Origin of the sequence: Viridibacillus sp. FSL H8-0110, assembly GCF_038003565.1 — a bacterium.
Taxonomy (GTDB): Bacteria; Bacillota; Bacilli; order Bacillales_A; family Planococcaceae; genus Viridibacillus; species Viridibacillus arenosi.
Genome location: NZ_JBBOPJ010000001.1, coordinates 2,608,468 through 2,634,446 on the forward strand (window position 1 = coordinate 2,608,468; position 25,979 = coordinate 2,634,446).

The following is a 25,979-nucleotide window of genomic DNA, read 5'->3' on the forward strand; positions in this document are numbered from 1 at the left end:
TATGCAACTCAATAATCTTCAAGTAAAGCACCCCGTTAGTTGAAGTTGATTTAACTATCTTCGACGTTTATAACTATTTCATCAAATAATTTATCATTAAAATATATTTCCAATTTCCATAATCCACTTGTAGGGAACAACATATTCGATGGGATATGGGAATCGGCACCGTTATTAGGGCTAATGGAAGTATTGGAATATTGCCATACTGTATCATTGCCAGATACCAAAACGGGATGTTCTTTCCCTTCTTTGTCAGTTCCAACTACTTTAAAATCACCACTGATACTATCTTTGTCTCCCCAAAAATGCCACATATACTTATTTACTTTATTAGCAATAATCTTTTCTTCTACTGCTTCACCTTTTTTACCAGAGCCAACCAAGAAACCAACTTTCCCTTCTTCACCAATCAACAAAAACTCACCTTTTGTCCCATCACCAAAAGTAACTTCAACCGATTGCGCAATTTTTTGCACATTGTTACTAATTTGTTTCGCAATATGGCTCGGTATCACTTGAAACGTAATAAATATCGCAATACATAAGCTAATCGCCAGCGTAATAATAAAGTTTAACAATAGGCGTGTCGTGAGATTATTCATGGCGTTCAACTAAGCGATAGCCGATATTACGCAGCGTCTGAATTTCGATTGGGATAGCGAGACTCTCTAAACGCTTGCGAATTTTCCGAAAGCATATCGACTGTACGCTCCGTTCCTTCGTAATCAAGGCCCCATATTTTTTCGAGTAAATGGTCGCGTGTAAATACTTGCTCGCAATTCGTTGCAAATAAAAATAATAACTCAAATTCTTTTAGTGGCAATAAGATTCTTAAGTAAATATATCCAGCGTTCATGTAGACAATCTTTTTTTTCAAACAGTACGACTTTATTTCAAAGACACAACGATCTTACTACCCACTTTTTATTTATCCCACACTCTCATCTGCTAGTACTACTATTTTTTATTACCAAATTAGCCGTTTCACTCGGATGGTTAAGAGGAAAATGATGACCATATGGAACAAAATCAACCTTACCAAGATGCGAAGGAGCAGAATAGCCTCTGTCATAATCCCCCCAAATAATGCGAAGATTATACTTTGTTACTTCATTGAAATCACCTTGATCGTTTTTCAATAGTAAACTGTTAAGCTGAACCGTAGTATTTAAAATTCTAGGAGAAGTAAAACTGCTACTTATTTTTTCAATATAATGTTCAGGGATGTTCTCCGTACTTTCAAATAAACCATTACTTAATAAATAACGCTCTATTAAATTAGTAGTTGCCAATTTCAATGTCCATTTGTTCATAAATTGAGGAACATTTATCGATTTAGCATTTTTTTTAGCAACAGGTGGCTGAAGTAAAGTAATTGTATACTTCTTATCTATGTACTTTTGTACTAATGCTTCCAAAAGAATATACGCACCAAATGAATGGCCAATTAGATGGGCACCATTAGTAGCTTTCTCCAATAACTTTTTCACTACATTCAAATAGATATTTAAAAGGTTTTTCTCTCGTTTAAAAGGAGAACGTCCCAAACCTGGAAGGTCCATGATCCATACAGGTCGACCCGTTTTTTCATGAAGCTCTTTTCCTAAAGGAAATAAATCCTCTCCATCACTTAATAAACCATGTAATAAAATAAACGGTTTACCCTCTCCTTGTGATTGGTAAATGGTAGTATTATTACATAATGTTCGTTTAAATAAATGACTGTGCTGGCCATTTTGATACATCATACGATAATCCAGATCAGCTATTACGGCTGGGAAAAACTTCATTACATTTGTCTCCTTAAACCAATCTTCTCCCATAACCTTTTTCGCTGAACCATTTGAAAATGTTCGATTTGTAATAAAGTTCAGCCCATCAGCAGGAATTTGGGTTATTTTGCTTACGCCACTATTCATAAGTGCTTTCATAAATGGCAATGGGGCAGAGATTTTAGGTGCAGTCATATTCATACTTTCTGACATAGCATCTAATAATTCTGAAATATTCTGATCATGTTGTTTATCTTCAACAAGTGTATATGTTTGTATAGTTGGTTGCTCCAATCTGAAAACCTGCACAATAAACTTTGCTAGTTCATCGTTTGCAATAAGTGGTAATCTATATTCCTTACCTCCAGGAATCACTGGCATGAGCCCTTTTCGTATACTCATCACAAGCAAGCCTAAGCCTCCTGTTTGCTCCGTACTCCCTGTTTTACTACTACCAACTACAGTTGGTGGATTAATTACTGAAAGCGGATAACCTACTGTTGATGCCTGCTGACGGATATAAAGATCTGCTAAAAACTTTGTTCTCTCATATGGATTTTTTATTTTCAAAAAATTGTTTCCTTCTTTAAATACATCTATCGCAATCTTGCTATTTTTATCATCAAAGGGACTCATATAGCCTACAACATGAATAAATTGTTGCAATCCCTTCAATTGATGAATATTTTTAGCGAATTCACTAATATGTTGGGCACCATTCAAAAATACGGAAGCTGCCTCTTTGCTTGTCGCTTGAATATCCATGGGGCCTCCTGCGTGAATAATCACATCCGTTTTCAATACCCACTCCTTATCTTCAGCACTTAGACCTAAGTCTATTTTCGTCAAATCACCTTCAATAAAGTGCATAACTGCCTCTTTTAAGATGCCTCTTTCTTGATAAATGCGTGTTGCTTTACTTTTCGATCTCACTAATAGAAGAATTGTAACATGCTCTTTGGCTAATTCCTTCACTAATTGCTTTCCAATAAAACCTGTTCCACCAGTTAAAAATACTGTTCTCATATAAATCCTCCTTTTAGTACTATTCAGTACTAATTTGATGTAAAAAAAATGCTTCTTTTATCGAAGCAAGTTAAAAAAATGATCTGCTGTTTTCATGATTACAGTTGCATCCTTCAGTGTTTCTGAAATAAATAGCGCTCCTTCAAGATTTGTAATAAAAAGAGATGCAACCTCGTCAATATTAATTGTCTTTCTAAATTCACCATTCTCTACCCCTTGTTTAAGTAATAGAGAAACTTTCGTTTGTAATCCTGCAAAAAAAAGACCTATTTTTTCTTTTACTTTTGTGGCATTTGTAGGGCTTTGAATATAAAGCGTAATAAATGGACAGCTCCCCTTATATTCTCTCGTCTGAACTCCTTGTGATAATTGCTTTAAAAACAGTTGGATACGATCTTCAACTAATAATTGGTTTTGAGATAGTAAGCCATCAATTGCAGATTGATACATTTCAATCCAATAATCAACGACCCCTTCCAACAATTCTTCCTTATTAGAGAAGTGATAATACACATTAGACTTTGAAACTTTGCTTACACGAACTAATTCATCCATGCTTGTATAAGCAAACCCTTTTTCTAAAAATAATGTTGCAGCTACTTCAATCACACGTTTTTGATTCATTAATTTTCCTCTTATCATAATTAGTACTGTACAGTACTATAATAGGTGTTGCAAGTATTTTTGTTAGTTTAATAAAAAAATTGATCAAAAAAGCTATACTTGCTCTTTGTCACCAAAATAAGCCTATTTTGTTAGATATAGATTTTTAAATTAGCGACATCCTTAAAGTTATCCTTATTGAACTAAACTGCCCCGTTAGTTGAAGAAGAAAAAGATGGGACCTGTTAAATCCCATCTTAAAGTAAAAGCCCCGTTAGTGTTTACGCTTTACGCATCCTAATTTTTTAATTGTTTGGTATTTATAAAAAATGCTGTTCCCATTATAAATATACCTAAACAAACGAACATAGCAATCCCTGAATATTCACCCTCAAAAATTGTTGTGTTAACCAAAATAACAAACATCATTAGTACAAGTGATACATATAAGCCTTTAATGTATTTCATAAGTTTTACCTCCACCTTAATAGTAGTCCTGTTCTTTTACTATTTAAATTATTGGCGATATTAATATTAACATTAATATCCTTTGTTAGAAATTAACATAGAAAAGTGCCAACGCTTATTCAACTAAACTGCCCCTTTAGTTCAATAAAGAAAAAAGAGCTGCATATGCAACTCAATGATCTTCAAGTAAATCACCCGTTAGCTTAAGAAGAACAGCGACGTTATTAAACAATCGCGCCTTGTTGTGGTATTAGTGCTCTTACAATGTAGTAATAATCGGTCCTTCCTTGGTAAGGATAATCGTATGTTCGTATTGAGCCACAAAGCTTTTATCGGTTAGGCAGGTCCATCCATCTTCGGATTGGAAAACTTCCTCTTCAAATGTAGAGATCATAGGCTCAAAGGCAATTACCATACCATCTTTTAATATTTCGTTATCCCAGTGAGAGAAGTAATTTAAAATGTGTTTTGGTTCTTCATGAATCGAACGCCCAATACCGTGTCCAGTAAGGTTTTTTATGACTGTTAAGCCATGCTGTTTTGCTACATTGTGTGCAGCTTTTCCGAGCGCGCTTATTTTTGAACCTGGCATTGCCTTCTTAAGTCCAGCATCGAATGCTCCTTTAGCAACGTCACATATTTTATGTAAAATTGCCTCTCCTTCCCCTACTACAAAGGAAATTCCGGTATCTGCGAAATACCCGTTTTTTGAACCTGAAACATCAATATTTACAATGTCCCCTTCCTGAATTGCCCGTTTCCCCGGAATTCCGTGCGCTACTTCTTCATTTATGCTAATGCACGTATAACCAGGAAAATCGTATTCACTTTTCGGGGCAGATTGAGCTCCTGCTTTTTCAAACATCTTTCTCGCAATTTCATCGAGTTCTTTTGTGGTAATTCCAGGTTTCGTACTATGGACTAATTCATCTCGAATAGCAGAACAAATTTCACCAATTACCTTTAATCCAGTAAAATCCTCTTTAGTCTTTGCAACCATTATATTGTATATCCTCTCTTTTTAACGTATTTTATGATTAGTATATCATTTAATTATTTGCAGCAATGGATTTTTCTTCAAAAATCACTCTTGGACTAACCTGCCCCGTTAGTTCAATAAAGAAAAAAGAGCTGCATATGCAACTCAATGATCTTCAAGTAAAGCACCCGTTAGATTAATAACAATTACTCATCTTTTTCGTAAATGTGAAAAAAATAAGGGTATGGATTTTCTTCATCAGTAATCCCTTTTTGTACATAAATTTCATTCCATTTTTCATAGTCTAATTCAGGAAAGAATGTATCCCCTTCAAATTCAAAATCAATTTTTGTAACGTACAGTTTATTAGCATATGGCAAGAATAATTTATAAATCTGTTCACCACCAAAAATGAAAATTTCTTCTTCATTTTCACACATTTTAAATACAAATTTTTTTCTTCCAATGATAAGTGAATGTCCTAAAGTAGTTTTCTTTACATACTCCAATTCTTTTGGCAATTTCCACGGAAGCTTATTGTCTTTGCCAATAACCCTATTGTTGTCCATAGCTACAATAAGTGAAATAATCATATCTTCACAGCCTTTATTTTCGGTTTTAATCCATTTTAAATCTTGTTTGTTGTTGGTTCAATCATTATTCCTTCTTCAACTAACCTGCCCCGTTAGTACAATAACAAATCTACTTATTTTAAGACATTCCAATCTTCATAAGCTTTAGCATCAATACCTAAACTTTTGGTTCTTAACCATTCAAAGGCTTTTAGAACAAGTGGTGAAGCATTATCCAAAGAAACGTCTTTTTCCGATACCCATAATGCCCCAAGTGAATCTTGTCCATCGAATTGTTCAGGAACGCTTAATTCTCCGCCCATTTTTTTAACAGAATAGTAAACTGCAATATGGTGCACATCCGTAAAATCTCTCCACAACCAAGGGAGTATGAAATCGATAACACCAATATTTTCTTCAATTTCAATTTCAAGACCCGTTTCTTCAATAAACTCTCTTTTCATTGCCTTAGATAAAGTTTCACCTTTTTCTAAGCTGCCTCCAGGAAGGTCATATCGGTTTATATAAGGACCACCGTTTTTATTTATCACCAATAGTTTTCCATCTTCCACACACATTCCATATACACCAAAAGCCCTGTGATATTTTTTTTCTGACACAAAAAACTCCCCCAATACTTCTAAAAGATTATTCAAGTAAATGCCTCGATAGTCCAAGAAGAAAAAGCTACCCTAAAGGCAGCCTTGTTCTGCTAAAGCACCCGTTACTTCAATAAGAAAATTACAATCTCTTTTCAAAAAAGGTTAAGGATAGTTGTTCATTTACAATGACCTCTTTAATATTTCGAAATCCATTCTTTTTATAAAAACTAACTGCTGGAATATTTTTAGAGCCTGTTGCTACTTTTATTGTTTCAATCTGGAACTTAGTTTCAATGAAATTTAAAAGCAACTGTGCAATTCCTTTTCTAAAATGGTTTGGATGTACGATTAACCTATGTATATCAACATCATCGTCTACTTTTATAGATATTACTCCGCATAATTCTTCATTTTCATAATAACCAAAGAAAGTTTCTCCGCAATGTTGCAAAGTATAAACTGTATCCTTTAATGGTGGTATTTCATATGAACCAATTATTTCTGCCTCTACCTTATATGATGGTATTTGAATGTTTAAAACATCTTCAGCGTTTTTACTATTACTAATGTCAATTATTTTAATCAATGGATCCACCTCATTCTGCTATTTTCTTCTTTAACTAAACTGCCCCTTTAGTTTAAGTACGTTTCTTCACAATCTTCATAACGACATTAACATAAATATCCAAAAATAAAGTCATCTCACTTCTAAGAAATCTATAGAGGAAAGATGATTTTAATCAAAATTTTTTATAAATCTACAGTTGGTTTGGAATAAAGTTTGATTATTTTTAGTAGTTCTTGTTCAACTAAAGTACCTCGTTAGTTCCTAGATTCTTCTTTAGTGAATTTTTTTATTTTTATTTCAAACACCCTACAATGGGTAAAAAACTAGACCTTTTTGTTATCAGTATGATAATATAATCATGTCGATAATATTTGGAGGTGAATATAAAATGGATATTAGCATTAAAGATATGATGGACTGCATTGTCAACCCTGTTAAAAATCAAATTATTCTTGCGATTCAAGCAAAGGGTGAGTGTACCGCAAAAGATTTATTATCATTACAATACGACATCCCACAGGCTACCCTCTATCGCACATTAAATCGTTTGGTAGATAGTGGCGTTATAAAGATTGTTGAAGAAAAAAAAGTTCGAGCCTTAACGGAGAAAGTTTACGCATTGAATGAGAGTTTTTTAAATGTCAACCAATCTATCATTGAGCAGAACGATGGTGGAGCATATTTTAAGTTATTTACGAACTTTTTAATTGTATTGATGAAAGAGTTTCAAAATTACACAGAAAAATCCTCTATAAATATTGTTGAGGATGGTTCAGGTTTCAGCGCAACTCCTATCTATGTAACCGTTGAAGAAATGGTGGATATAGGAAATAAATTCAAAGAAATAATTGCCCCTTATCAAACAAGAAACACATCGGTTGAGGAACAAAAAATGCATATTCTCGCAACTATCATTACGCCCCCAAACGATAAATAAATATGAGGTGACTGTTATGAAAACAAAGAATAAGAGGAGCAATCTTCGTATGATACTCATTAGCATTATTGGAATATTAATACTTTGTATCGGAATTATAGCCTTACGATTCGTATATTTATCGAGTGCCACAAAGGGCGACTCAATCGCCAAATATGATAGCCCCAAAAGCGCACTTCTGGTAACAGATATCCAAAATGATACCTTAGGTATATCCGAATACGGCAACACGGAACCGTTAATGGCTAACATCAATACAGCTATCAAATACGCAAATGACTCTGAAATGGAGATTATTTACGTCAAACAAGAGTTTATGAAAAACTCTTTGGATTCACTGCTTTCTGGTGGTATGTATGAGGCTGATAGTGATGGAGCGGACTTATATAATGAATTATCCGTTCAATCAGATAACATTTTTAGCAAGCTCCGCTCTGATGCTTTTTCTTCGGATCATTTTGAAAATTATCTCATAGAAAACGAGATTGATACCCTTTTTATTGTTGGTGCAGACGCCAGTGGTTGTGTTTACAAGACAGCTTTGGGCGGCATAAACAGAGGTTATCGCGTTATTGTTTTGGATGATTCCTTATTTTCTGTGAAAGAAAACGCACTGAATAAAATGCTTGTGAAATATCAGACAAATGGTATCGAGATAACTAATATTAAGGATTTTATCCAAACACGAGACTAATAGTTAGATTGTGTAACAAAGAACGGAACCCCTTTTACATATGTGTAAGTTGAGTAAGTAAATAACTTTTAAAGCACAATACTAAATTAACACTTGTAACATTGTTTTAAAAAAGCCAACAAAGGCTATAAACTAACCTTTGTTGGCTTTTTTTAATTAGATACTTGTTTCTTTTTCAAAATAACTTTTGTTGGTTTGGAATAAAGTTTGATTATTTTTAGTAGCTCTTATTCAACTAAGCACCCGTTAGCTTAATAAGGAATAATAACTTATAAACTAGGTTTAATGTATTCTCCTGTTGAAGCATTAAAGCCCGCTGCTTTCATTTCTGTCTGGTCACTATTCCAACCTATCACTAATATTAGGTTAATATTTCTCTCTGTGTCTTTTTTAAGCATAAAATTATAACCTTTCGCCCAATCTTTACCAGGATAAATACTACCCATTTTCAGTGCTGTTTTAAGCAACTCTGGTGAATCATACTTAATATCTTTTATTTGTATAAACTCCTTTTTGGGATAAGGAGATGCATCATGCGTTGTTAAATCATCTGCTAAATCAATTTTCCCATTATGAATGATTACCAAAAAAAACTTATTAGTATCTGGTACTCCAAAAGCAATATTCCAATATTTTCTTTTTCCGTTACTTCCAATAGACTTCTCAGCTTTATCTTCTAAATCTATATTTACTGCATGTAATAATTGTGCATTTTCATCCCATTTCAAAGCAGAAGGATATGCTAATTCAATCGCTTGCTTTATTGATAATTCTTGGTGTTCATCGATTTCAAATTTATCTTCAGTTGATTGTAACGAACGAGCAGATAATTTCTCAACAGCACCAAATGAAATTAATAAAAGTAATGCTACAAAAACTGTTTTTTTCATTTTCTCGAACCCCTTTTAGGGGTAGTTTTTCCAAACCTTGTTCAATTATCCTGCTCCGTTAGTTCAATAAGAAAAAAGATCTGCCTATGCAACTCAATGATCTTCAAGTAAAGCACCCGTTAGTTGAATAATACTACTTGTGAGATAAAGGTTTTTCTGGTCTATTAGGGCAATATTTGCAATTAGGATCACTACATTTAGATTCAATCCAACTATTACATTTAGGACAAAAATACGTTTCAAAATCATCATAATAAACTAAATTAAACTTGCATTTAGAACAATATTTCTCTTGTTCAATTTGACCATAAAATTCAAAGTCATCTATTATGACTTTGCTATCTACTTCTTTTATTTTCATAAAAAACCTCCATAAAATTAATGAACCTGTTGCGTTAGTTCAATAAGAAATAGACTCCACTCCTTCTTGAAGTAAAGCACCCGTTAGTTGAATAAGAAAAGCGATGCTTCTTCCACAATCGCGCCCGATTGTGGAAGATAGTTTTTCAACTAAAGCCCCTGTAATTGTAGTATAGGAGGAAAACTCAAACTTTCATAATTAAAGCTCAAAAAATTGTTTTTATAGTATGGTTGTGTGTTATTTTCATCACATAACGCACGAATCCAAGTACACCATTTTAATTATTGCTGTGTCATTAGAGAAAGTTATCTAGTTTTTGCGATGCAATAAAATCGTCTCCAAGGTAAAAAACGCCCTCTTTACTTTCCTTAAATAATACTATAACATAGTAAAAGTTAAGTGCTCTAATTAGAGTACTTTGAATGGAGTATATTTCTAGAAGGGAAGTAAAGTATGAAATTTAAACAGTTTACAAAGTTACAAGGCTTTGGTGCGTCTATCTTTATGGGTGTTTTTTATGCGGTCGCAATGCTATTAATCTTCTTACTAGGTTACACAGCATTACCAGGAAATATGGACGAGCTTAAAATTGCGCTTGTGAATGATGACGAGGGCGAAGCAGGAACTCAAATTGCAGATCAACTAGCAGAAAGCTTACCATTTGAAATCACAACGAATATTTCAAATAAAAAAGCGTTAGATAGATTAGGGGACAACAAATATTCGTTAGTGATTCATATTCCAGAAAACTTTTCTGAGAATGCACAATCAGGTAAGTCAGCTCAAATTGATTTCACAGTGAATGAAGCAAGCGCCACAATGGTATCTTCTTCAATGAAATCAGTCGTAACAGAAATTAATAATCAATTAAGTGCAATCTTCTCAACACAAACAGCGAAAGGCGTTCTTTTAAATATGAACGTACCTGAGGAGCAAGCAGATGCGATTGCAACACAAATTGAACAAGCTTATGTAGGCAACTACGTTATCATGAACGATGTGCCAGACGGAATGCAAAACAACATGTTACCAATGTTCTTAACGATGGCTTGTTACGTAGGGGCAATGATTGCAGCGATGCAGTTAGTACAAGCCTTCAATCAAAGCAAAGGAAAAACATCAAGAGCGAAACTTTTCGGTTATGTACAATTATCAGCCCTTATCATTGCAATTGTTTCATCTATTTTCGCAGTAGGTATTGCGGTCTTAATTGCAGACTTAGATACAGATGCTATTTTCAAAGTTTACGGTCAACAAGTATTGTTATACATGGTAGCGTTTAACTTCTGTGCAATCTTCACATTCTTAATCGGTGAAGCGGGAATGATTTTAAATATTCCAGTATTACTGTCACAAACTATTGCCAACGGTGCAACAATGCCACGTGATATGATGTACAGCTACTTCGATGTAGTAAGCTATATCACACCAATGTATCATTCGGTACAATCTTACTTTGCTGTGATGTTTGGTTCAACTGAACAAGCACCATTCCTATGGGGCTTAGTATTAGTAGGTGTAGTTGCAGTACTGATTAATGCGTTAATCGTTACACTTGTACACAAAAAAGTACCTGTAGAAGCATCTGAAGATGTACCTGTAAATGTACCTGTAAAAATACAACACCAATCTTAAAAGACTAGAATTGAAGGCTTCAATCATCGCAAGAGGTTGAAGCTTTCTTATTTGTTCGGTACAGTAAAGGAGGAGGTGCCTCATGTCAATCCAAATATATATTTTAAGTAAGTTATTAGAAGGAGAAAATTATCCTTATAAGTTGAAAAAGGAATTATCAAATCCTATTCCATTCGATAAAATGGGCAACTTAACTGAAAGTAAGCTCTATTACCATTTTGAGTCACTGACAAAACAAGGACTAGTCGAACCAGGTGAGATTATTAAGGAAGAAAATCGTCCAGACAAGCAAGTTTTTGCGATCACTGTCAAGGGCCGTGAACAGCTGCCGAACAAGATTTATGAGCTATTTAAAAAGGCGAATAATATTCGGGAAATGGTTGTAGGCATCATGTTTTTACGACATGTAGAAAATGCTCTAGTTATCCCGATTTTAGAGAAAAAGCTAGAATCTTTACAAGGGAAGCAAGAACAATTACAGGCAATTTACAACCAAATCCAATTAGATGATTCAATGAAAGAAAACGCGTATTTTATCCAATCATATTATTCAGAAAACATTGCGAATGAAATTCAATGGTTAGAAAAGCTTATTAGGAAATTGAAGGACATTAAAGAATAACGGCATTTTTCATAATTATCTTTATCAATCTAATAAGCGAAGATCAAAGCAAAATACCAACTCTGATGTCAGACATTATATAGTATAAAAATAAGGGATAGAGGAGCATAATAGGAATTGCTCCATCTATCCTTTTTTGTACTACAAATTACTTCATTTACTTCAACAAATTGATTATTTAAATAGGCTGTTTTCTCAACGATTGTTGCTATAAAATAGTGGGTCTTATTCAACAATATGGTCCGATTGTTGAACAACAAGTTTAAACACTCTTCAACTAAACTGCCCCGTTATTTCAATAAAGAAAAAAAGAGCTGCATATGCAACTCAATGATCTTCAAGTAAAGCACCCGTTAGTTGAATAAGAGTTGTAATATCATTACTAATCAAATTTATCTTTATTTAGAAAATACAATTAAATCATTCAATTACAATTACTTCTCCATCCCTTTCCCGTTTTTTTGTAAGAGCCCCTCTTATTGGTTATACTAATTTTATTAGGGAAAGTAGTGTTGAGAATGAAAAGAAAAATCTTATTCGGTCCTGCTGCTATTGCCGTTATACTTATTGCCACACTTGGAGTTCGTGAATATGGGGCTCTTAAATATTCAAGCGACAAAGATGACTCAACAAATAGCAACATTGTAGAAGCATCTGAATCCCAAATTTATAATGCTGAAATCGGAGAATGGGTTTCAAAGATGAACGTATTACTTTCCGAACCGATGAACGACCCAAAATTGAAAAAAGCGAGTAACGATGAAGGTTTCGAGTATTACTTGAAGTCACTAGTAGTCAATGAAGAAGCACCAATCCATTTAATTAAAGGAAATAAAGAATTGGAAAAAGATTATATAAATTTGTTCCTTTTAACAAGTTATAAATCTAATAAGCAAGCTGCCCGTACGGTACATTTAGATCCTAATGGTGAAGCAATGGAATCAACAGATTTAGTTAATCAATGGGCACCTACTGATGAAAATACGCGTATTGCATTCGAATACATGAAGCAAATTATCAATGATTTAGACTTTGCAATTAATCATAATGGAAAAGGTGAACTATATGGTGTGACGCATGTATTGAACACGCGTTTGGCTTCGAACAAACGAAAAAAAAGCCAGTCCTATTCGCTGTAGGACTGGCTTTCGTGTTGTCTTGCTAAATTTCATAACGTTTCGCACTTAAAGTATATCATGATTTAATTTCTCAATCAAAAGTATTGAGTATTCTTTTATCATACTTGTTACGTAAAAAAAGAACCTCTAAGCATACAAGACTTGAATAATATTTTTGTATATGAAAGATTAGTTCTTTTGAAAAGTTTTTTTAATGTATCATCATATTGTGTAGTGTAGAATGAAAAGAAACCTTATCTAAGGAGAACAAAATGAAAATAGAACGTATGTTAACCATTATTGTGATGTTACTTAATAGAAATCGTGTAACAGCCAATGAATTGGCTCAAAAATTTGAAGTGTCGGTTCGGACTATTTACCGAGATATTGAAACAATCAATCTAGCCGGAATTCCTATCATTTCCCACTCTGGAAACAATGGTGGATTCAGCATTTATGAAAATTATAAATTAAATCATCAAGTACTGACTCTTAATAATCTGTCCTCCCTTCTTTCTGTTCTCAAAGATATTAATTCCACGGTTGACGACATTGAGCTAGAATCATCCATAGAAAAGTTAGAAAATATCATTCCTAAAAACAAGGCAGATGAACTAAAGCTGCATATGGAACAAATCATCATTGATTTACATCCTTTTGGAGAATCTCTAGAACAAAAGTCATTAGTTAAAACGCTAAGAAAATCTATTACACAGACTGATATACTGATGATTGACTACAGAAATTATAATAATATTGTCAGTAAAAGACGAGTTGAACCTATGTCACTCATATTTAAAAATTATACTTGGTACTTATTTGCTTATTGTCTTTCAAAAGAGGATTTCAGAATATTTAAAGTTTCCCGTATAAGTGATTGTTATATCGAAACTCAATCATTTGAACGTCGAGAAAAATCGTATCATGAGATTAGGACATTATTAAATGAGCAAACAATAATGACAACAATTGTCTTAAAAATTTCCTCTATAATGCAGTCTCGTGTGGAGGATATTTTTAATAAAGAAGATATTTCGGTGTTAGAAACAGGTGAACTTCTTGTTAAAGCTACACTCCCCGAAAAAGAATGGTTGTTCTCTCTCATATTTAGTTTTGGAGAGCATGTAGAGGTCTTAGCTCCAAAAGAAATGCGTGAAGCAATTGCTTCAAAACTCAGATTGATGGCTGAAAAATATCGTTAATTGCGTTTCTCAAAGTTGACAGACTGTTGTCAAATCACCGTGATAATATTGTTGTTGTAAGACACATTTATTTTAATTAGGAGGAACGTTAAATGACAAACAATTATGAATTTCCAACACCAACACTTATCTCAGTTAACGGTGTGAAACTAGAAGTTTTTGAAGCTGGACAAAAAAATTGGGGGCGACCTATCGTTCTCTGCCACGGATGGCCAGAACATGCCTATTCTTGGAGACATCAAGTGACTCCTCTTGTAGAAGCAGGTTATCACGTTATTATTCCCAATCAACGGGGATATGGAGAATCTTCTTGTCCCAAAGAAGTTACAAAATATGATATTAAACATTTAACCGGTGATCTTGTTGCTCTATTGGATCACTATCAGTACAAAGATGCCATTTTTATGGGGCATGATTGGGGTGCAAGTGTTGTTTGGAGCATTGCTTTGCTGCACCCAGAACGTGTTCGTAAAATGATTAACTTATGCTTGCCCTATCAAGTTCGTGGAGAGAAACCTTGGATTGATTTTATGGAAGAAGTTTTTGGAGACGATTACTATTTTGTTCACTTTAACAAACAACCAGGTGTTGCAGATGCTATACTAGATGAAAATTCATCACAATTTCTTAATAACTTATACCGAAAGAATGCTCCATCACAAGTTCCTGGTAAAGGAATGGAAATGATTAATCTAGCTAAAGCAACCAAGCCATTAGGTGAACCTGTTATGAGTGATGAAGATCTTTCTGTTTATATCTCAGGGTTCAATAAGACAGGTTTCACTCCAAGCATCAATTGGTACAGAAATCTAAATCGTAATTGGTATTTATTAGGTGACGTCTCTCCTATTATTCATCAGCCAACATTGATGGTATATGGCGAGAAAGATATTATTCCGCCACTTCAAAATATAAAAGATTTTGTACCTAATATAGACGTTAAGAGTTTGGACACTGGTCATTGGATTCAAGAAGAAAGACCTGAAGAGCTTAATCAAATGATTTTAAAATGGCTGATAAAATGAGTGAAGCTTTATTTTTTATTAATCAAGCCTCTGGAGTAAAGTTAACGTGCAAAAGGTGCATAAATTAATAGAACTTAATCAAATGAAGCCTGAAGGATTGACTATTTTTAATCAAAGAAATGATCAAACAGGTTATTCTTCCGCTAATAGGAACGTTACTTTAATAAAAGAATATGAGGATGAAATTAAAAAAAATCAAAATTCTTGGAAATTCTTTAATAAGCTTCCATCTTCTTACAAAAGAGATTCTATTTGGTGGGTAATGAGTGCCAAAAAAGAAGAAACTAGGCTAAGAAGATTGAATCGATTAATCGATTCATGGAAAGAGGGAGACATGTTAAGACCGTAGTTTTATCAATCAACAGCATTAATTTATATATACCTGGATTGTTTAGAGAGAAGAATATGTAGCTTTTGAATAAAGTTCGATTAAAAGTAAGTTGCAAACGCTGATTTTATACAGAAAGAAACCAACTGTTTTGAAACAAAGTTTGATCAAAACAGTTGGTTCTTTATTTATCTAGATTGGTTTTTATAATAAAGATTGATTATTTCTGGTTGCGAATCTTCAATTAAAGCACCCGTTAGTTCAATAAGAAAGTTAAATGTTTTTCTGTAATAATTCTACCAGACCATTGGGATAAAGTATTTTCTTCCCATCAATAAAATCTTCTAAGGATATCCATTTCGCGAATGTAGTTTTACTCCCTTCTACAACTTTAAAACTTTCTTTTTGGTATAGAGTTTGGTCTATAAATTCCACCAAGTAAATCTGAGTTATTTCGTGCCCTATATTTCCGTCTATTCTAAAGATGTTTTCTAAGCAGGAAATATAACGTTTAATCTCTATACCCACTGCTATTTCTTCATTGTATTCTCTTATAATAGTTTCACTAGATTTCTCACCAAGTTCAATTGTCCCACCTATTGGTCGATAATATGTACCTGTTCCCTTTGAATGCTTTCCCCCTTGTACTTCTAAAAGAATTTTATTATTGTGTATTATTATCCCTAAAGTATTTGCCCTTGGATACACATGATTCCCCCCCTTTAATATTACCTACCACAAAATAACATTCTGCATAATTAAATCTTCTTAAACTAAACTGCTCCGTTAGTTCAATAAGAAAAAAGAGCTGCCTATGCAACTCAATGATCTTCAAGTAAAGCACCCGATAGTTGAAGAAGAAAAAAGAGACGCTTATCCTTGTTCAAGGATATCGCCGATTACAGAAAAACGTAAAAAACCACACTTCCTAGAATTGTTCAATCTCAGCTATTACACTTTTCAATACATCAATTGATTCCACGGCGTTTCCGTCATATTCCAAACTATGATTAACATTTAGAATTAACTTTGAGGTGATATTTGGATTTTCTATGACTTTAGAATATCTTTCCTCGGTGTAAAAACTATCTTTATCTCCAATTATGCACAAACCTTTATTCTTACTTCTTACCATCGCACCCAAAACATCTTCCCTTTGTATTAAAGGAGTCAACCAAATTGCTTTTGCATTCTTAAAGCATTCTCTGTTCAATTCATAACTCATAGCAATTGTCCCAAGTGATTTTCCGATCAGATAGAAATTTTCATATGTTTTGTTGGTTAAAACATCATCAAAAACAGTCTTTACATCCAATTTTATTGCTTCACTTATTTCTTCAATAGTAAAATCATCATAGACTTTGTTTTTGTATTGATAATTAACTTGCAAAACATCATACGCTTTATGTAAAAATACCCCTGTTGAGTAATGAAGAAGAGGTCCCTGCGTGGTATATCCCTCACCTGGTAGTATTATTGCTAAGTTCTTAGAATCTTCATTTCTGCTCAGTATTGTAAAAGGAATATCTAACTCCTTATACCCTTTAACTGTCCGCGTTTTAACATTAAACATTAAAATCCCCCCTGTTTCCCAAATATGTATTTGCTCGTTATTTGCATAACTTAAACTTTCAACGTAGGCCATCTAATTTCCTTTTTTCTTCAACAATCTGGCCCGATTTTTTATCACAAGTTAAACAACACTGTTCAACTAACCTGCCCCGTTAGTTAAATAAGAAGGCTGTTTTCTCATAGATTGTTGTTTTTAAATTAAAATTTCTGACTCCTTTAATTTTTTGTTAAAATAAGGATATCAAAAACAAAGTAGAGAAGAGAACGGGGCTGATTATGTTGAAATTATTATTAACTTCTAATGGTTTTTATACTGACGCTATTAAAAACCAATTTTTAATACTCATTGATGGTGAAGTTAACGAAATGAAGGTCGCTATTATCACAACTGCTTCACCACACAAGGAGAATAATAGGTATGCACAAAAGGCAAAAGAAGATTTTAGGGAGATGGGGTTCCAAAACATTGATTTCATTGACTTGGAATTTGATAATCCAGAAAGTCTTACACAGAAAGATGTCATATACATTAACGGTGGAAATCCATTTAACTTGCTTTTTCATACTAAACAGAGTGGTGCAGATAAAATCCTAAGACAGTTAGTTTCAAAAAATGTAGTTATTGTAGGTGTTAGTGCTGGTGCTGTTCTACTTGGTCCCAACATCAAAGTCGTTCATTCCTTTACTCCGCAAATGGATACACTAAATACTAAAGATTTTTCAGCATTAGGATTAACAGACCAACTTGTTTTCCCTCACTACGACAGAGAAGATTTGTTCAAGGATAGTACAAGCAAGACAATTGAAGATAGACTGAAAGAATTTGAAACCCGTGAAAATTGTGAAATTACGAGACTTAAAGATGACGAATATATCACAGTAGAAAAGTAATTTATTGACCTCTATTTTTAGGTCTCTTTATGCACTTCGCAACATCTCAACCGTTGTATAGTTCGACTTTTGACACGCTGTAATAAGCATTTGCTCTACTCTTTTATCAAATGCTAAATTCTTGCCTAATTCGAGCCAAAGGAACCAATAGAGGTAGTTGTCCTATAAAAGGAATAGCTCCACAATCTGGCCTAATTGTTGGACACAAGTTAAACAACGCTCTTCAACTAACCTGCCCCGTTAGTTCAATAAAGAAAAAAAGAGTTGCATATGCAACTCAATGATCTTCAAGTAAAGCACCCGTTAGTTGAGGAAGTAAGGGATTAATTCGTCAAAATTTCACCTAACAGCTTGATTTAGTTTATGTTCTTCGATTAAGTCAATGTTTCTACCGTTAGTGGTATAACTCTGTAAATAAGAACCAATATTAGCATAGATTTCAACATTTTGTAACTCTGATATAGGTAGCCATTTAACATATATTTGATTCGAATCTGGATTTTCTGGAAATTTTGGAGTCGTGTGATTTATTATTTTGCATTCAAACATCATAACTAATGTATGTATTTTCCCAAACTTTTCAAGATTAAGATGTGGTGTATATTCATAAACAAAGGCTAAAGGACCTACTTCTACATCTATACATGCTTCTTCTTTGGCTTCTCTTTTAACTGCATCAGTAATAGATTCATTTGGTTCTGTTCCGCCAGCAGGTAAATCATAGACGACACCTCTTATCGGGTCATTATATACTGTTAATAATATATTATTATTTTCTATGATAATTGCACCTGCTCGTACTCTGATATGATACTGCATTTAAAAACCCCCTATATTTAATTTCAATAAGTTACATTACATCGATGAAAGTGCACTTGATTAATTTATATAATTCAACGTTAAATAATTAAATCCTTTATTTGTTGTTATTCAACTAACCTGCCCCGTTAGTGTTAGTTGAACAACACAAATCCTTGAGAAAACAGCCTTAAATAAATTTAAACTAAAAAACTCGACCCATGGCTAATGGATCGAGTTTCTTATTTGATTTCATTTTATCTGCACTGTTTTGTTAGTTGAACAAGGAAGTTACTCTTACGCTGGACTTCTACATTGATTATTTTTTTCGGGGTCAAACTTCCTCACTTTGTATTCCTTAATTATCCAATCATTTGAATCCCAATCTTTTTTTAACGTAACAGTAAAAACATCTAAAGAGTTATGAGCTCCTGTAAATGTTGTAAATTCCAGCTTAGTTTGAAAAAGCCAAGACCCTGGATGGTCCAGCTTTTTTATATCAATAATTCTTTCACAGAAAGTTCCAATTTCAAAGGTTGTTCCATAATTGTTTTCTATCACTTTTCCAATCTGTGGTCGTAAAAGGTCAATTACCGCATCTTCTAACAAATTTTCTCTTGTAGCTTTTGTATTTGTAGGAAGGTTAGCAAACGCTATAGCCGATGTTGTAGTTAAAATAACAAAGATAATAAATGTAAACATTTTTTTCATTTAAACACCTACTATTTATTTTATAGGTATCTTGTTCATTGACATCCATAATTATTCTTATTCAACTTACCTCCCCCATTAATTGAATAAGAAAAAAAAGAGCTGTCTATGCAGCTCAATAACTTTTTGTTAATGCACCCGTTAGTTTAAGTGCAATTTTTCACAATGTATTAAAATTTTGTCAATCAGCCTTTTTTTGCACTAACTACTATATCTGGTTCGTTATTCTGTATATAATGGGTACTATTATCACCATTTGAGGATATTTCAAGAATCTCTTTTTCATCTCATTCCATAACCCTTGTGATTCCTCCTGCTTTCTTGCCCGGATTTAAGAAGAGAGTTAGTTTCCTAACTCTCTTGTTGTATGTGTGTAATCATATAACTTGTAAAATAGTTCTTTACTTTTTCGAAATTTAGTGAAGTGTATAGGATAATCCCTTGTGCATCATGATCGAATGTTAAAACCATTTCATCACCTGATTTGAAAATTCGATTACGGCCAGTTCGGATATCCAGCTTATTTTGAGACACGATGAATGTATCGTTTTGATAGGCTAAGTAAAATAGCTCTTCGAACACAACTTTTAATTCATCTGTGTTTTTTACTGTTAAAAAGAAGCCTGGGACTTCCGCATGATACATTCCTTTTGAAGAAAGGGTAAACACACGCTGCCCGGAGTCTATATATTCTACAGCATACTTCGCCCAATCCTTTTGCATTTGATGCTGCTCTCCATCGTGCGTTTCAATATAGATAGACAATGGATAAAAATAAAGGTTTTCAATTGTTTCAAAAGCAAGTTTCTCGATACAATCATATTCCGTACTAATATAATACGATTTAGCCTGGTCTTGTAAATCTACATCACACTCTCTATCTTTTTCACGAATATAAATTTCAAGTTGAATTGGTAGCTCTTTCACCGGCAACACACTACATGGCAAAGGCACTTTTTCATAAAACGACACATGTCTATAAAAATCCGCAATCGCTATGTCATTTTGATCATATATAACGCTTGTACATTCACTTATACTATTTGCTAAAATCCAACTTCTTGCTGCGTCATCTAAAAAGAACTTGTAGCATTTACCATGATGACCTATTTTTACTCGCTTATTTTTCATAAATTTCTTCATTTGCTTTATCATCTTCTCTTCATTTAAACCTTGGTATACCAATATATTCACAGAAGAGGCCTTCATAATAAAATAATCAAAAAGCATTTCCCGTTGATTTTTAACTTCGTCATTTCGCACATCGAACTCAGGTAAATTGACATCCCATTCGTTTGTTTGATCTAAAATATACACATCTTCACCTCAAGTTCCGTTCAAAAAAAATTTTTATTACATCTTCACATACCTATAAAGGTCTTTTTATTATTGAGTTATTCTCTACTCTTTATTGCAAATCCTTGTTCAACTAACCAGTTGCGTTAGCACAATAAGAAAAAAGAGCAGCCTAGCAACTTAACGATCTTTCACTAAAGTACCCGTTAGCTCAATAAGGTTTCTCTAAATTAAAGTCCCATTGTTCAAAAGTTAAATAGCATTTATCAGGGACCGACTTAGCAATCTTCATAAACCTTTCCGAGCAAAGCAAAATCCAGGTGCTTTGTATTACAAATAAATCCCCTGGAGGAAGATTTTTTACTATGTGAATTCCTTTTTTATCATTCCAGCCTTTCGCATTACATTGATTACACTTAATAACAGGACCAGGACCCTTTTCACTGTTTAATTCAATTTCATAGTTTGGTTTTATTCGAAAGTAAGGTTCTATAAAACCTCTTCTTCTATAGCTTACGACAGCCTCTTCTATAGAAAATCCGTGTAAATTATTATCCCTAAGATACTGAATGGCTTCCTTTGAACCAATAATTCCTCCAAGTGGTTCTATTAATCCGAAATTTTTATTAAATGTAGGTAAATAGGCTCCTAAGACACTTATATCAGTTTTATGTCTTCCGCATTTAGTACATTCTTCTGAACTGCTATAAATGGTATTACTATCATATATGGAAGGTGTATTTCTATTAGAGATTTTAAACAATTTGTCCATCAATATTCCCCTTTAACTATCTTACATAAAAAAGTTTTCGCTATCTAACATTCAAAACCCTTCTTCCACTAAACTGCCCCGTTTGTTCAATAAAGAAAAAAGAGCTGCATATGCAACTCAATAATCTTCAAGTAAAGAACCCGTTAGTTGAAGTAATACTTTGCTAAAACTGAAATGTAGCGCTGATTATAATAATCCACACGATTAAAAGAAATGATGTTATCATCAAAAATGTATTTATTGAAGTTTTTTCATCCGTTTTTATCTTTTTCAATATCCTAACTAAGTTTAAACAGAAAACAATACTCAAAACCCACAAATTCTTCTGCTTTAGTAGATCCAGTAAAGACACTAAAGAATGAGAGCATGACAATTGAAACTACCAAACTCAATTTCACTAAAATGTTTTGCGAAAATTCCATCAATTATTCCTCCTTATGTTAATAAGGATATAACATAATTTGGTAATAAATTAATGTGATTAAATGTCGTTTTTTTGTCTGTTATCATTCATTACACTTGTTAAAAACATAAAAATTACAGTTAAAAATAAAGTGATAAATAGATTTCTAATTAGATTAGGCTCTCCCCAATAAAAAATAACAAAAAAAAGTACGAAGTATACTACACTAGATATTATTTTCCTTAAATGATTTTCAAAGAATTTTTTCATTAAAAAATCTCCCTTTTAGCAAATTAAAGTTAAGCATCCATTAGTTCAATAAAAATTGATTAGAAATATAAGAAATATAAGAAATATAGAAATATGATAAAGAAAAAACTAAAACCATATACACACTATTTCTAATCCAAATGATTTTTTTACTTATTCCAGCTTTTTTTCTATGTAATTGATATAGTTAATCGTTAATAAAAATCCAAAAAATATCATTAAGTATCCCTTAGGTTCATTTAGCTTAACAAGATACCCTATTATACCTAAAGCAATGAGTATGGTTCCGATTGAGACCAAAATCATATAAAAATAAAGAACTTTCTTATCATTTTTCAAAAAACAACCCCTCAAAGTTTACCATATAAACCTAATTACACTAATCTGCCCCGTTAGTTCAACAAGAAAAAAGAGCTGCATATGCAACTCAATGATCTTCAAGTAAAGCACCCGTTAGTTTAATAAGAGTTTATTAACAAATATTGCATATCACTTTTATTTTTTCTAGTACATTGAAAATTAATTAACTACCTTTGATATTTTTATTGCACTCTAATTGTTTTTGAATTCCTGATCTATCAATTTGAATCCAATACTCTGAAATTTTTTCATTTTCTATTCTATACACCGCACTTGCCATTTCTATTACTGGAAGCCCTGTGGGTTTGTATCCATCGATTTCTCCTACGTGTGTACCTGTTTGTTTCCAACGTACATATACTTTATTTCCGTCTACTAATAATTCTTGAATTTCTATTAAAAAATCACCATATGCTTCAATCATTTCTCTTACGTGTTCAGCATAATCTTTAGGTGTCCTCAACACTATTTGTTCTTCTTCAGATACAATTTGATGTGCCAGTACTTGTTCTGCCATCAATTGATTTGAGTAATCTGGATTATTACCTGAACGTACTTTTTCAAAAAATTCTCTAACAATTTGTTCTGGTTTCATTAAAAAGCCCCCTTATGAATAAGCCCTTTGCTAATCATATCATAGTCGATTTTATTAAACTAACCTGCTTCGTTAGTACAAGAAGCGATTGTTCAAATAGACCAATCGCCTACGATAGTGAATAATGATTTTTAAAAATGATTAGAATTAGTATTCTGGGGTTACCTTATCAAAACTTTTTTATCAATACCGAACATACACTCCCAAACATCTCTTTCAAACACCTTTAAACAGCTAATTTCAAATCAGTAAAAATCTACGGATAATAAAACATGTTCTGAACAGACTAAATTCGGGAGGTGAAATCCATGCCAAATAATAACAACAACAAATACGTCAACCAAATCAAACAACAAATACAACAAGCAGAAGCTAACAAAAATCAAGCTTCAGGTCAATTCGCAACTCCGAATGCAATGAACGAAGAATTCGGGACTGAGACTGATGTTAACCAAGTCAGACAACAAATACAACAAGCAGAAGCTAAAAAAAACCAAGCTTCTGGTAATAATCCAAATAATAGTTAATAAAACAATACAAATTAATTTGATTGATCCAAAACCGGCAGCCTTTTTTCTGCCGGTTTTTTTGTTTTCACCTGCTGAACATTATCCTCATATGTGCAGTAAACAAATTAATCGAGACAGATTTAGACATACCTATGCCAATATTTATAGTTAATGATTCTAGGAAGTATTTTATTTACAACAAGTATATTTAAGTAATTTGGAACAAATATTATACCTGTTGCAAACCCAAAGGAGGTGGATAAAATGAACGCACAACGAGCAGAAGAAATTGCTTCTTCACCAATTATGGCTAATGTAACCTATAATGAGGAAAGTATCTACATTGAGCACGTGGATAAACAAAATGGAACAGCTACAATCCATCCCCTTGTTGACCTATCCTGCCCCGTTAGTTGAAGAAGAAAAAAGAGCTGTCTGAACAGCTCATAGATATTCTACTAAAGCACCCGTTAGTTCAAACAGGAGTTTCATTATTAGTAGGTTATATTATTTATACTTCCTTGAATATACAAACTCTGTAATCGGAAGTGTCACAAATGTAAGACCGACCACAATAAGCAAAGGATAATTCTCAATATCATTAAATTTAGTTGCTCCTTCAGAGATAAACAGAATTAAACCTGACAATATCATTAATGCAAAGTAACCTATCTTAGCACTTTGGGTTTCAATATGCTTATCTAATTCGTCCTTCTCTTTAGGACCTTCGTGGCTGCCCCAAGTAAGAGAATTAACAAAGTATGCTAAGGCAAGAAAACTAAAAAATATTAACCCACCATCTATAGTTCCCAATCGTACCCATCTGTATATAGTGATCCCCGCAAGCGTACAAAATAAAGTAAATGTTAAAACAACGATGATTTTTTTTGATTTATCCACTCTTTTTTCCTCCATTCTCCAATGGTATAAATAAATCCTCCATAGTGATTCCTAAATACTTCGCTATATCAAATGCCAACTGTAAACTTGGGTCATACTTGTTGTTCTCGATTGCGTTAATCGTCTGCCTACTTACATTACATAACTCTGCTAATTTCCCTTGTGAAAAACTGTTTTTTTCTCTGTATTCTTTAATTCTGTTTTCCATTCTATATGCCACCGCCATATCCCTAAGGTGTAAAAAACCTTTTACACCTATATAATAAAATAAGACAAAGGAAGTGTCAAACGTTTTTTACACCTTCTTTGTCTTGTGATTATAGAACTTGACTCTTATTCAACTAAACTGCCCCGTTAGTTTAAGTACATTCTTTCACAATCTCAATATTGATAGTAACAAAAATCCCCAATATAAAATCAAGCTTTTTTACAAATCTACACTTTATTCAGGTTCAACTCGAGCGAAAACCGCTTTATATTCATTTATTCCTTCTAATTTGCTCGATTTTCAGTCGTTTTTGCGTTAATCCTTCTTTAGTTCCAATATATCACAACAAAAAAAGCGCCTAATCCCTTTTGTATCAAGGGATTAAGCAGATTTTAAACACTATAGTTTTAGTATAGTTAATTGGTAATTTTGCGAACAATGACATTCACTCATTATTCACTATGTATAGTTTCCACAACATGAATCACTTTTATCCCTAAGGCTTCCCCTTTAGTTGAATGAAAAAAACTGTTTGAATAGCTCCAAGATCTTCAACTAAAGCACCCGTTAGTTGAAGAAGAAAAGTGAAGCTTATTCAACAATTGCGAGGGGAAACTTCATTTCACTTTAATATAAATATGCATTAAATCACTTATCCTTCAAAGCTCTTTTAACAAGTAAGTAATCTGTTACGAAAAAAAATATTATCGTTATAGGTATTAAAAATGAACTTATACTATGAGGAATCGAACTGAAATATGGCATCATTAAAAATAAAAGTATAAGCAGCGTACTTACTATTTTGAGAAATAAAAACTTACCTTGATAATATCTTCTACCCAAACTTTCCACCCCTTAATAAGTTATTCCGTTAAATGGCCCGATTGTTGAACACAAGTTATACAACACTCTTCAATCAATGATCCTCAAGTAAAGCACCCTTTAGTTAAATAATATTTTTAATCCAAGTCATCATTCGGAGAACTTGGAATGGTTCAAACCAAGTAACTAAAAATAATATAATGAAAAAAGTAGTAAGTGATATATATTTTACACTTCCTTTTTCCCTTTTAGAGATAGCAAAAAAACAAAATACAGTCCCTAGTATTATAAAAATAACTCCAGTAAGTACAATAGGTTCAAAATAACCGTCTATTAACCAGTTTAATGTGAAGAAAAGAAGCCCTAAAAATATAAAGACTATTGAGCTTATACTGAATCGTTTCATATACGTACACCCCTATTAGTTCAATTTATATATATGACTTTGAAATTCCATAAAAGTTCCA

At 32.9% G+C, this 25,979-nt stretch carries 33 protein-coding genes and 1 pseudogene; 11 read left to right on the plus strand and 23 right to left on the minus strand.

Translation table 11 applies throughout. The annotated features are described in order from the left end of the window. Positions 1-50: 50 nt before the first annotated feature. From MHH98_RS13045 to MHH98_RS13085, 9 genes are all read right to left on the minus strand, one after another. Positions 51-605 carry a DUF4871 domain-containing protein gene (locus tag MHH98_RS13045; RefSeq protein WP_051448881.1) on the minus strand — a complete coding sequence of 185 codons (555 nt, stop codon included), beginning with the start codon at positions 603-605 and terminating at the stop codon, positions 51-53. 26 nt (positions 606-631) lie between these two features. Next, positions 632-880 carry a winged helix-turn-helix domain-containing protein gene (locus tag MHH98_RS13050; RefSeq protein WP_143691354.1) on the minus strand — a complete coding sequence of 83 codons (249 nt, stop codon included), beginning with the start codon at positions 878-880 and terminating at the stop codon, positions 632-634. Positions 881-944: 64 nt separating this feature from the next. Next, on the minus strand, positions 945-2,801 hold the full coding sequence (locus tag MHH98_RS13055; RefSeq protein WP_340713048.1) for an alpha/beta fold hydrolase: 1,857 nt from the start codon (positions 2,799-2,801) through the stop codon (positions 945-947). Between the two features lie 57 nt (positions 2,802-2,858). Next, positions 2,859-3,425 carry a TetR/AcrR family transcriptional regulator gene (locus tag MHH98_RS13060; protein WP_036130195.1) on the minus strand — a complete coding sequence of 189 codons (567 nt, stop codon included), beginning with the start codon at positions 3,423-3,425 and terminating at the stop codon, positions 2,859-2,861. 276 nt (positions 3,426-3,701) lie between these two features. Then, positions 3,702-3,872: a hypothetical protein gene (locus tag MHH98_RS13065; RefSeq protein ID WP_164491928.1), complete on the minus strand. Its 171-nt coding sequence runs from the start codon at positions 3,870-3,872 to the stop codon at positions 3,702-3,704. A gap of 259 nt (positions 3,873-4,131) precedes the next feature. Continuing rightward, positions 4,132-4,872 (minus strand): type I methionyl aminopeptidase, encoded by a 741-nt coding sequence (gene map / locus MHH98_RS13070; RefSeq protein WP_038185081.1) that lies wholly within the window; start codon positions 4,870-4,872, stop codon positions 4,132-4,134. 185 nt (positions 4,873-5,057) lie between these two features. Continuing rightward, positions 5,058-5,444 (minus strand): dihydrofolate reductase, encoded by a 387-nt coding sequence (locus MHH98_RS13075; protein WP_076066037.1) that lies wholly within the window; start codon positions 5,442-5,444, stop codon positions 5,058-5,060. Between the two features lie 113 nt (positions 5,445-5,557). Beyond that, complete coding sequence (locus MHH98_RS13080; protein ID WP_340713050.1) at positions 5,558-6,043, minus strand: NUDIX hydrolase; 486 nt, start codon at positions 6,041-6,043, stop codon at positions 5,558-5,560. A gap of 121 nt (positions 6,044-6,164) precedes the next feature. After that, positions 6,165-6,620 carry a GNAT family N-acetyltransferase gene (locus tag MHH98_RS13085; RefSeq protein WP_340713053.1) on the minus strand — a complete coding sequence of 152 codons (456 nt, stop codon included), beginning with the start codon at positions 6,618-6,620 and terminating at the stop codon, positions 6,165-6,167. Between the two features lie 361 nt (positions 6,621-6,981). Between MHH98_RS13085 and MHH98_RS13090 the strand changes: the two genes are divergently transcribed. Both MHH98_RS13090 and MHH98_RS13095 read left to right on the plus strand, forming a co-directional pair. Beyond that, entirely contained in the window at positions 6,982-7,530 is a 549-nt protein-coding gene (locus tag MHH98_RS13090; protein ID WP_051448867.1) for a helix-turn-helix transcriptional regulator, read from the plus strand. A 16-nt stretch (positions 7,531-7,546) separates the two neighbouring features. Beyond that, positions 7,547-8,224, plus strand: coding sequence for an isochorismatase family cysteine hydrolase (locus tag MHH98_RS13095; RefSeq protein ID WP_340713055.1), 678 nt, complete (start codon positions 7,547-7,549; stop codon positions 8,222-8,224). A gap of 269 nt (positions 8,225-8,493) precedes the next feature. Here MHH98_RS13095 and MHH98_RS13100 read toward each other — a convergent pair whose 3' ends face one another. Together MHH98_RS13100 and MHH98_RS13105 are read right to left on the minus strand one after the other, a co-directional pair. Further along, positions 8,494-9,114: a hypothetical protein gene (locus tag MHH98_RS13100; protein WP_038185082.1), complete on the minus strand. Its 621-nt coding sequence runs from the start codon at positions 9,112-9,114 to the stop codon at positions 8,494-8,496. A gap of 133 nt (positions 9,115-9,247) precedes the next feature. Continuing rightward, complete coding sequence (locus MHH98_RS13105) at positions 9,248-9,475, minus strand: hypothetical protein (RefSeq protein ID WP_038185084.1); 228 nt, start codon at positions 9,473-9,475, stop codon at positions 9,248-9,250. 453 nt (positions 9,476-9,928) lie between these two features. Between MHH98_RS13105 and MHH98_RS13110 the strand changes: the two genes are divergently transcribed. From MHH98_RS13110 to MHH98_RS13135, 6 genes are all read left to right on the plus strand, one after another. Further along, positions 9,929-11,110 carry a YhgE/Pip domain-containing protein gene (locus tag MHH98_RS13110; RefSeq protein ID WP_076065485.1) on the plus strand — a complete coding sequence of 394 codons (1,182 nt, stop codon included), beginning with the start codon at positions 9,929-9,931 and terminating at the stop codon, positions 11,108-11,110. An 82-nt stretch (positions 11,111-11,192) separates the two neighbouring features. Beyond that, positions 11,193-11,732, plus strand: coding sequence for a PadR family transcriptional regulator (locus MHH98_RS13115; protein WP_038185086.1), 540 nt, complete (start codon positions 11,193-11,195; stop codon positions 11,730-11,732). A 518-nt stretch (positions 11,733-12,250) separates the two neighbouring features. Further along, complete coding sequence (locus MHH98_RS13120) at positions 12,251-12,871, plus strand: hypothetical protein (RefSeq protein WP_340713058.1); 621 nt, start codon at positions 12,251-12,253, stop codon at positions 12,869-12,871. Positions 12,872-13,122: 251 nt separating this feature from the next. Beyond that, the gene (locus tag MHH98_RS13125) at positions 13,123-14,052 is read left to right on the plus strand and encodes a helix-turn-helix transcriptional regulator (protein WP_076065488.1); all 930 of its coding nucleotides are present in this window, start codon (positions 13,123-13,125) and stop codon (positions 14,050-14,052) included. 92 nt (positions 14,053-14,144) lie between these two features. Next, on the plus strand, positions 14,145-15,077 hold the full coding sequence (locus tag MHH98_RS13130; protein ID WP_340713060.1) for an alpha/beta fold hydrolase: 933 nt from the start codon (positions 14,145-14,147) through the stop codon (positions 15,075-15,077). 46 nt (positions 15,078-15,123) lie between these two features. Beyond that, positions 15,124-15,426 carry a YdeI/OmpD-associated family protein gene (locus tag MHH98_RS13135; protein WP_340713062.1) on the plus strand — a complete coding sequence of 101 codons (303 nt, stop codon included), beginning with the start codon at positions 15,124-15,126 and terminating at the stop codon, positions 15,424-15,426. Positions 15,427-15,678: 252 nt separating this feature from the next. Here MHH98_RS13135 and MHH98_RS13140 read toward each other — a convergent pair whose 3' ends face one another. Next, the gene (locus MHH98_RS13140) at positions 15,679-16,113 is read right to left on the minus strand and encodes an NUDIX hydrolase (RefSeq protein ID WP_340713064.1); all 435 of its coding nucleotides are present in this window, start codon (positions 16,111-16,113) and stop codon (positions 15,679-15,681) included. 220 nt (positions 16,114-16,333) lie between these two features. Continuing rightward, positions 16,334-16,978 carry an alpha/beta hydrolase gene (locus MHH98_RS13145; RefSeq protein ID WP_340709127.1) on the minus strand — a complete coding sequence of 215 codons (645 nt, stop codon included), beginning with the start codon at positions 16,976-16,978 and terminating at the stop codon, positions 16,334-16,336. Positions 16,979-17,253: 275 nt separating this feature from the next. Between MHH98_RS13145 and MHH98_RS13150 the strand changes: the two genes are divergently transcribed. Beyond that, positions 17,254-17,868, plus strand: coding sequence for a Type 1 glutamine amidotransferase-like domain-containing protein (locus tag MHH98_RS13150; protein ID WP_340713066.1), 615 nt, complete (start codon positions 17,254-17,256; stop codon positions 17,866-17,868). Between the two features lie 27 nt (positions 17,869-17,895). Here MHH98_RS13150 and MHH98_RS13155 read toward each other — a convergent pair. The 7 genes and pseudogenes from MHH98_RS13155 to MHH98_RS13185 all read right to left on the minus strand — a co-directional run. Beyond that, a pseudogene (locus tag MHH98_RS13155) lies at positions 17,896-18,030 on the minus strand (IS1595 family transposase); the annotation flags it as partial. Between the two features lie 177 nt (positions 18,031-18,207). Further along, entirely contained in the window at positions 18,208-18,687 is a 480-nt protein-coding gene (locus MHH98_RS13160) for an NUDIX domain-containing protein (RefSeq protein ID WP_340713068.1), read from the minus strand. 276 nt (positions 18,688-18,963) lie between these two features. Next, positions 18,964-19,377: a DUF3888 domain-containing protein gene (locus tag MHH98_RS13165; RefSeq protein WP_340709152.1), complete on the minus strand. Its 414-nt coding sequence runs from the start codon at positions 19,375-19,377 to the stop codon at positions 18,964-18,966. A gap of 351 nt (positions 19,378-19,728) precedes the next feature. Beyond that, complete coding sequence (locus MHH98_RS13170; protein WP_038185111.1) at positions 19,729-20,694, minus strand: hypothetical protein; 966 nt, start codon at positions 20,692-20,694, stop codon at positions 19,729-19,731. A gap of 190 nt (positions 20,695-20,884) precedes the next feature. Continuing rightward, positions 20,885-21,445: a hypothetical protein gene (locus MHH98_RS13175; RefSeq protein WP_038185112.1), complete on the minus strand. Its 561-nt coding sequence runs from the start codon at positions 21,443-21,445 to the stop codon at positions 20,885-20,887. 826 nt (positions 21,446-22,271) lie between these two features. After that, positions 22,272-22,457, minus strand: a complete 186-nt coding sequence (locus tag MHH98_RS13180) for a hypothetical protein (RefSeq protein WP_038185115.1) — start codon at positions 22,455-22,457, stop codon at positions 22,272-22,274. A gap of 184 nt (positions 22,458-22,641) precedes the next feature. Beyond that, positions 22,642-23,073 carry an ester cyclase gene (locus MHH98_RS13185; RefSeq protein WP_038185118.1) on the minus strand — a complete coding sequence of 144 codons (432 nt, stop codon included), beginning with the start codon at positions 23,071-23,073 and terminating at the stop codon, positions 22,642-22,644. Between the two features lie 308 nt (positions 23,074-23,381). Here MHH98_RS13185 and MHH98_RS13190 point away from each other — a divergent pair, with 308 nt between their 5' ends. Further along, positions 23,382-23,600, plus strand: a complete 219-nt coding sequence (locus MHH98_RS13190) for a gamma-type small acid-soluble spore protein (protein WP_081730089.1) — start codon at positions 23,382-23,384, stop codon at positions 23,598-23,600. 246 nt (positions 23,601-23,846) lie between these two features. Next, positions 23,847-23,999: an H-type small acid-soluble spore protein gene (locus MHH98_RS13195; RefSeq protein WP_340713069.1), complete on the plus strand. Its 153-nt coding sequence runs from the start codon at positions 23,847-23,849 to the stop codon at positions 23,997-23,999. Between the two features lie 90 nt (positions 24,000-24,089). Here the strand turns inward: MHH98_RS13195 and MHH98_RS13200 are convergent, their stop codons facing one another. From MHH98_RS13200 to MHH98_RS13210, 3 genes are all read right to left on the minus strand, one after another. Continuing rightward, a complete protein-coding gene (locus tag MHH98_RS13200; protein WP_210402675.1) occupies positions 24,090-24,482 on the minus strand; it encodes a hypothetical protein in 393 nt (130 codons plus the stop codon). Next, complete coding sequence (locus tag MHH98_RS13205) at positions 24,475-24,690, minus strand: helix-turn-helix transcriptional regulator (RefSeq protein ID WP_038185121.1); 216 nt, start codon at positions 24,688-24,690, stop codon at positions 24,475-24,477. Before MHH98_RS13205 ends, MHH98_RS13200 begins: the two co-directional genes overlap by 8 nt. 946 nt (positions 24,691-25,636) lie before the next feature. Next, positions 25,637-25,918, minus strand: coding sequence for a hypothetical protein (locus tag MHH98_RS13210; protein ID WP_076066021.1), 282 nt, complete (start codon positions 25,916-25,918; stop codon positions 25,637-25,639). Positions 25,919-25,979 lie beyond the last annotated feature (61 nt).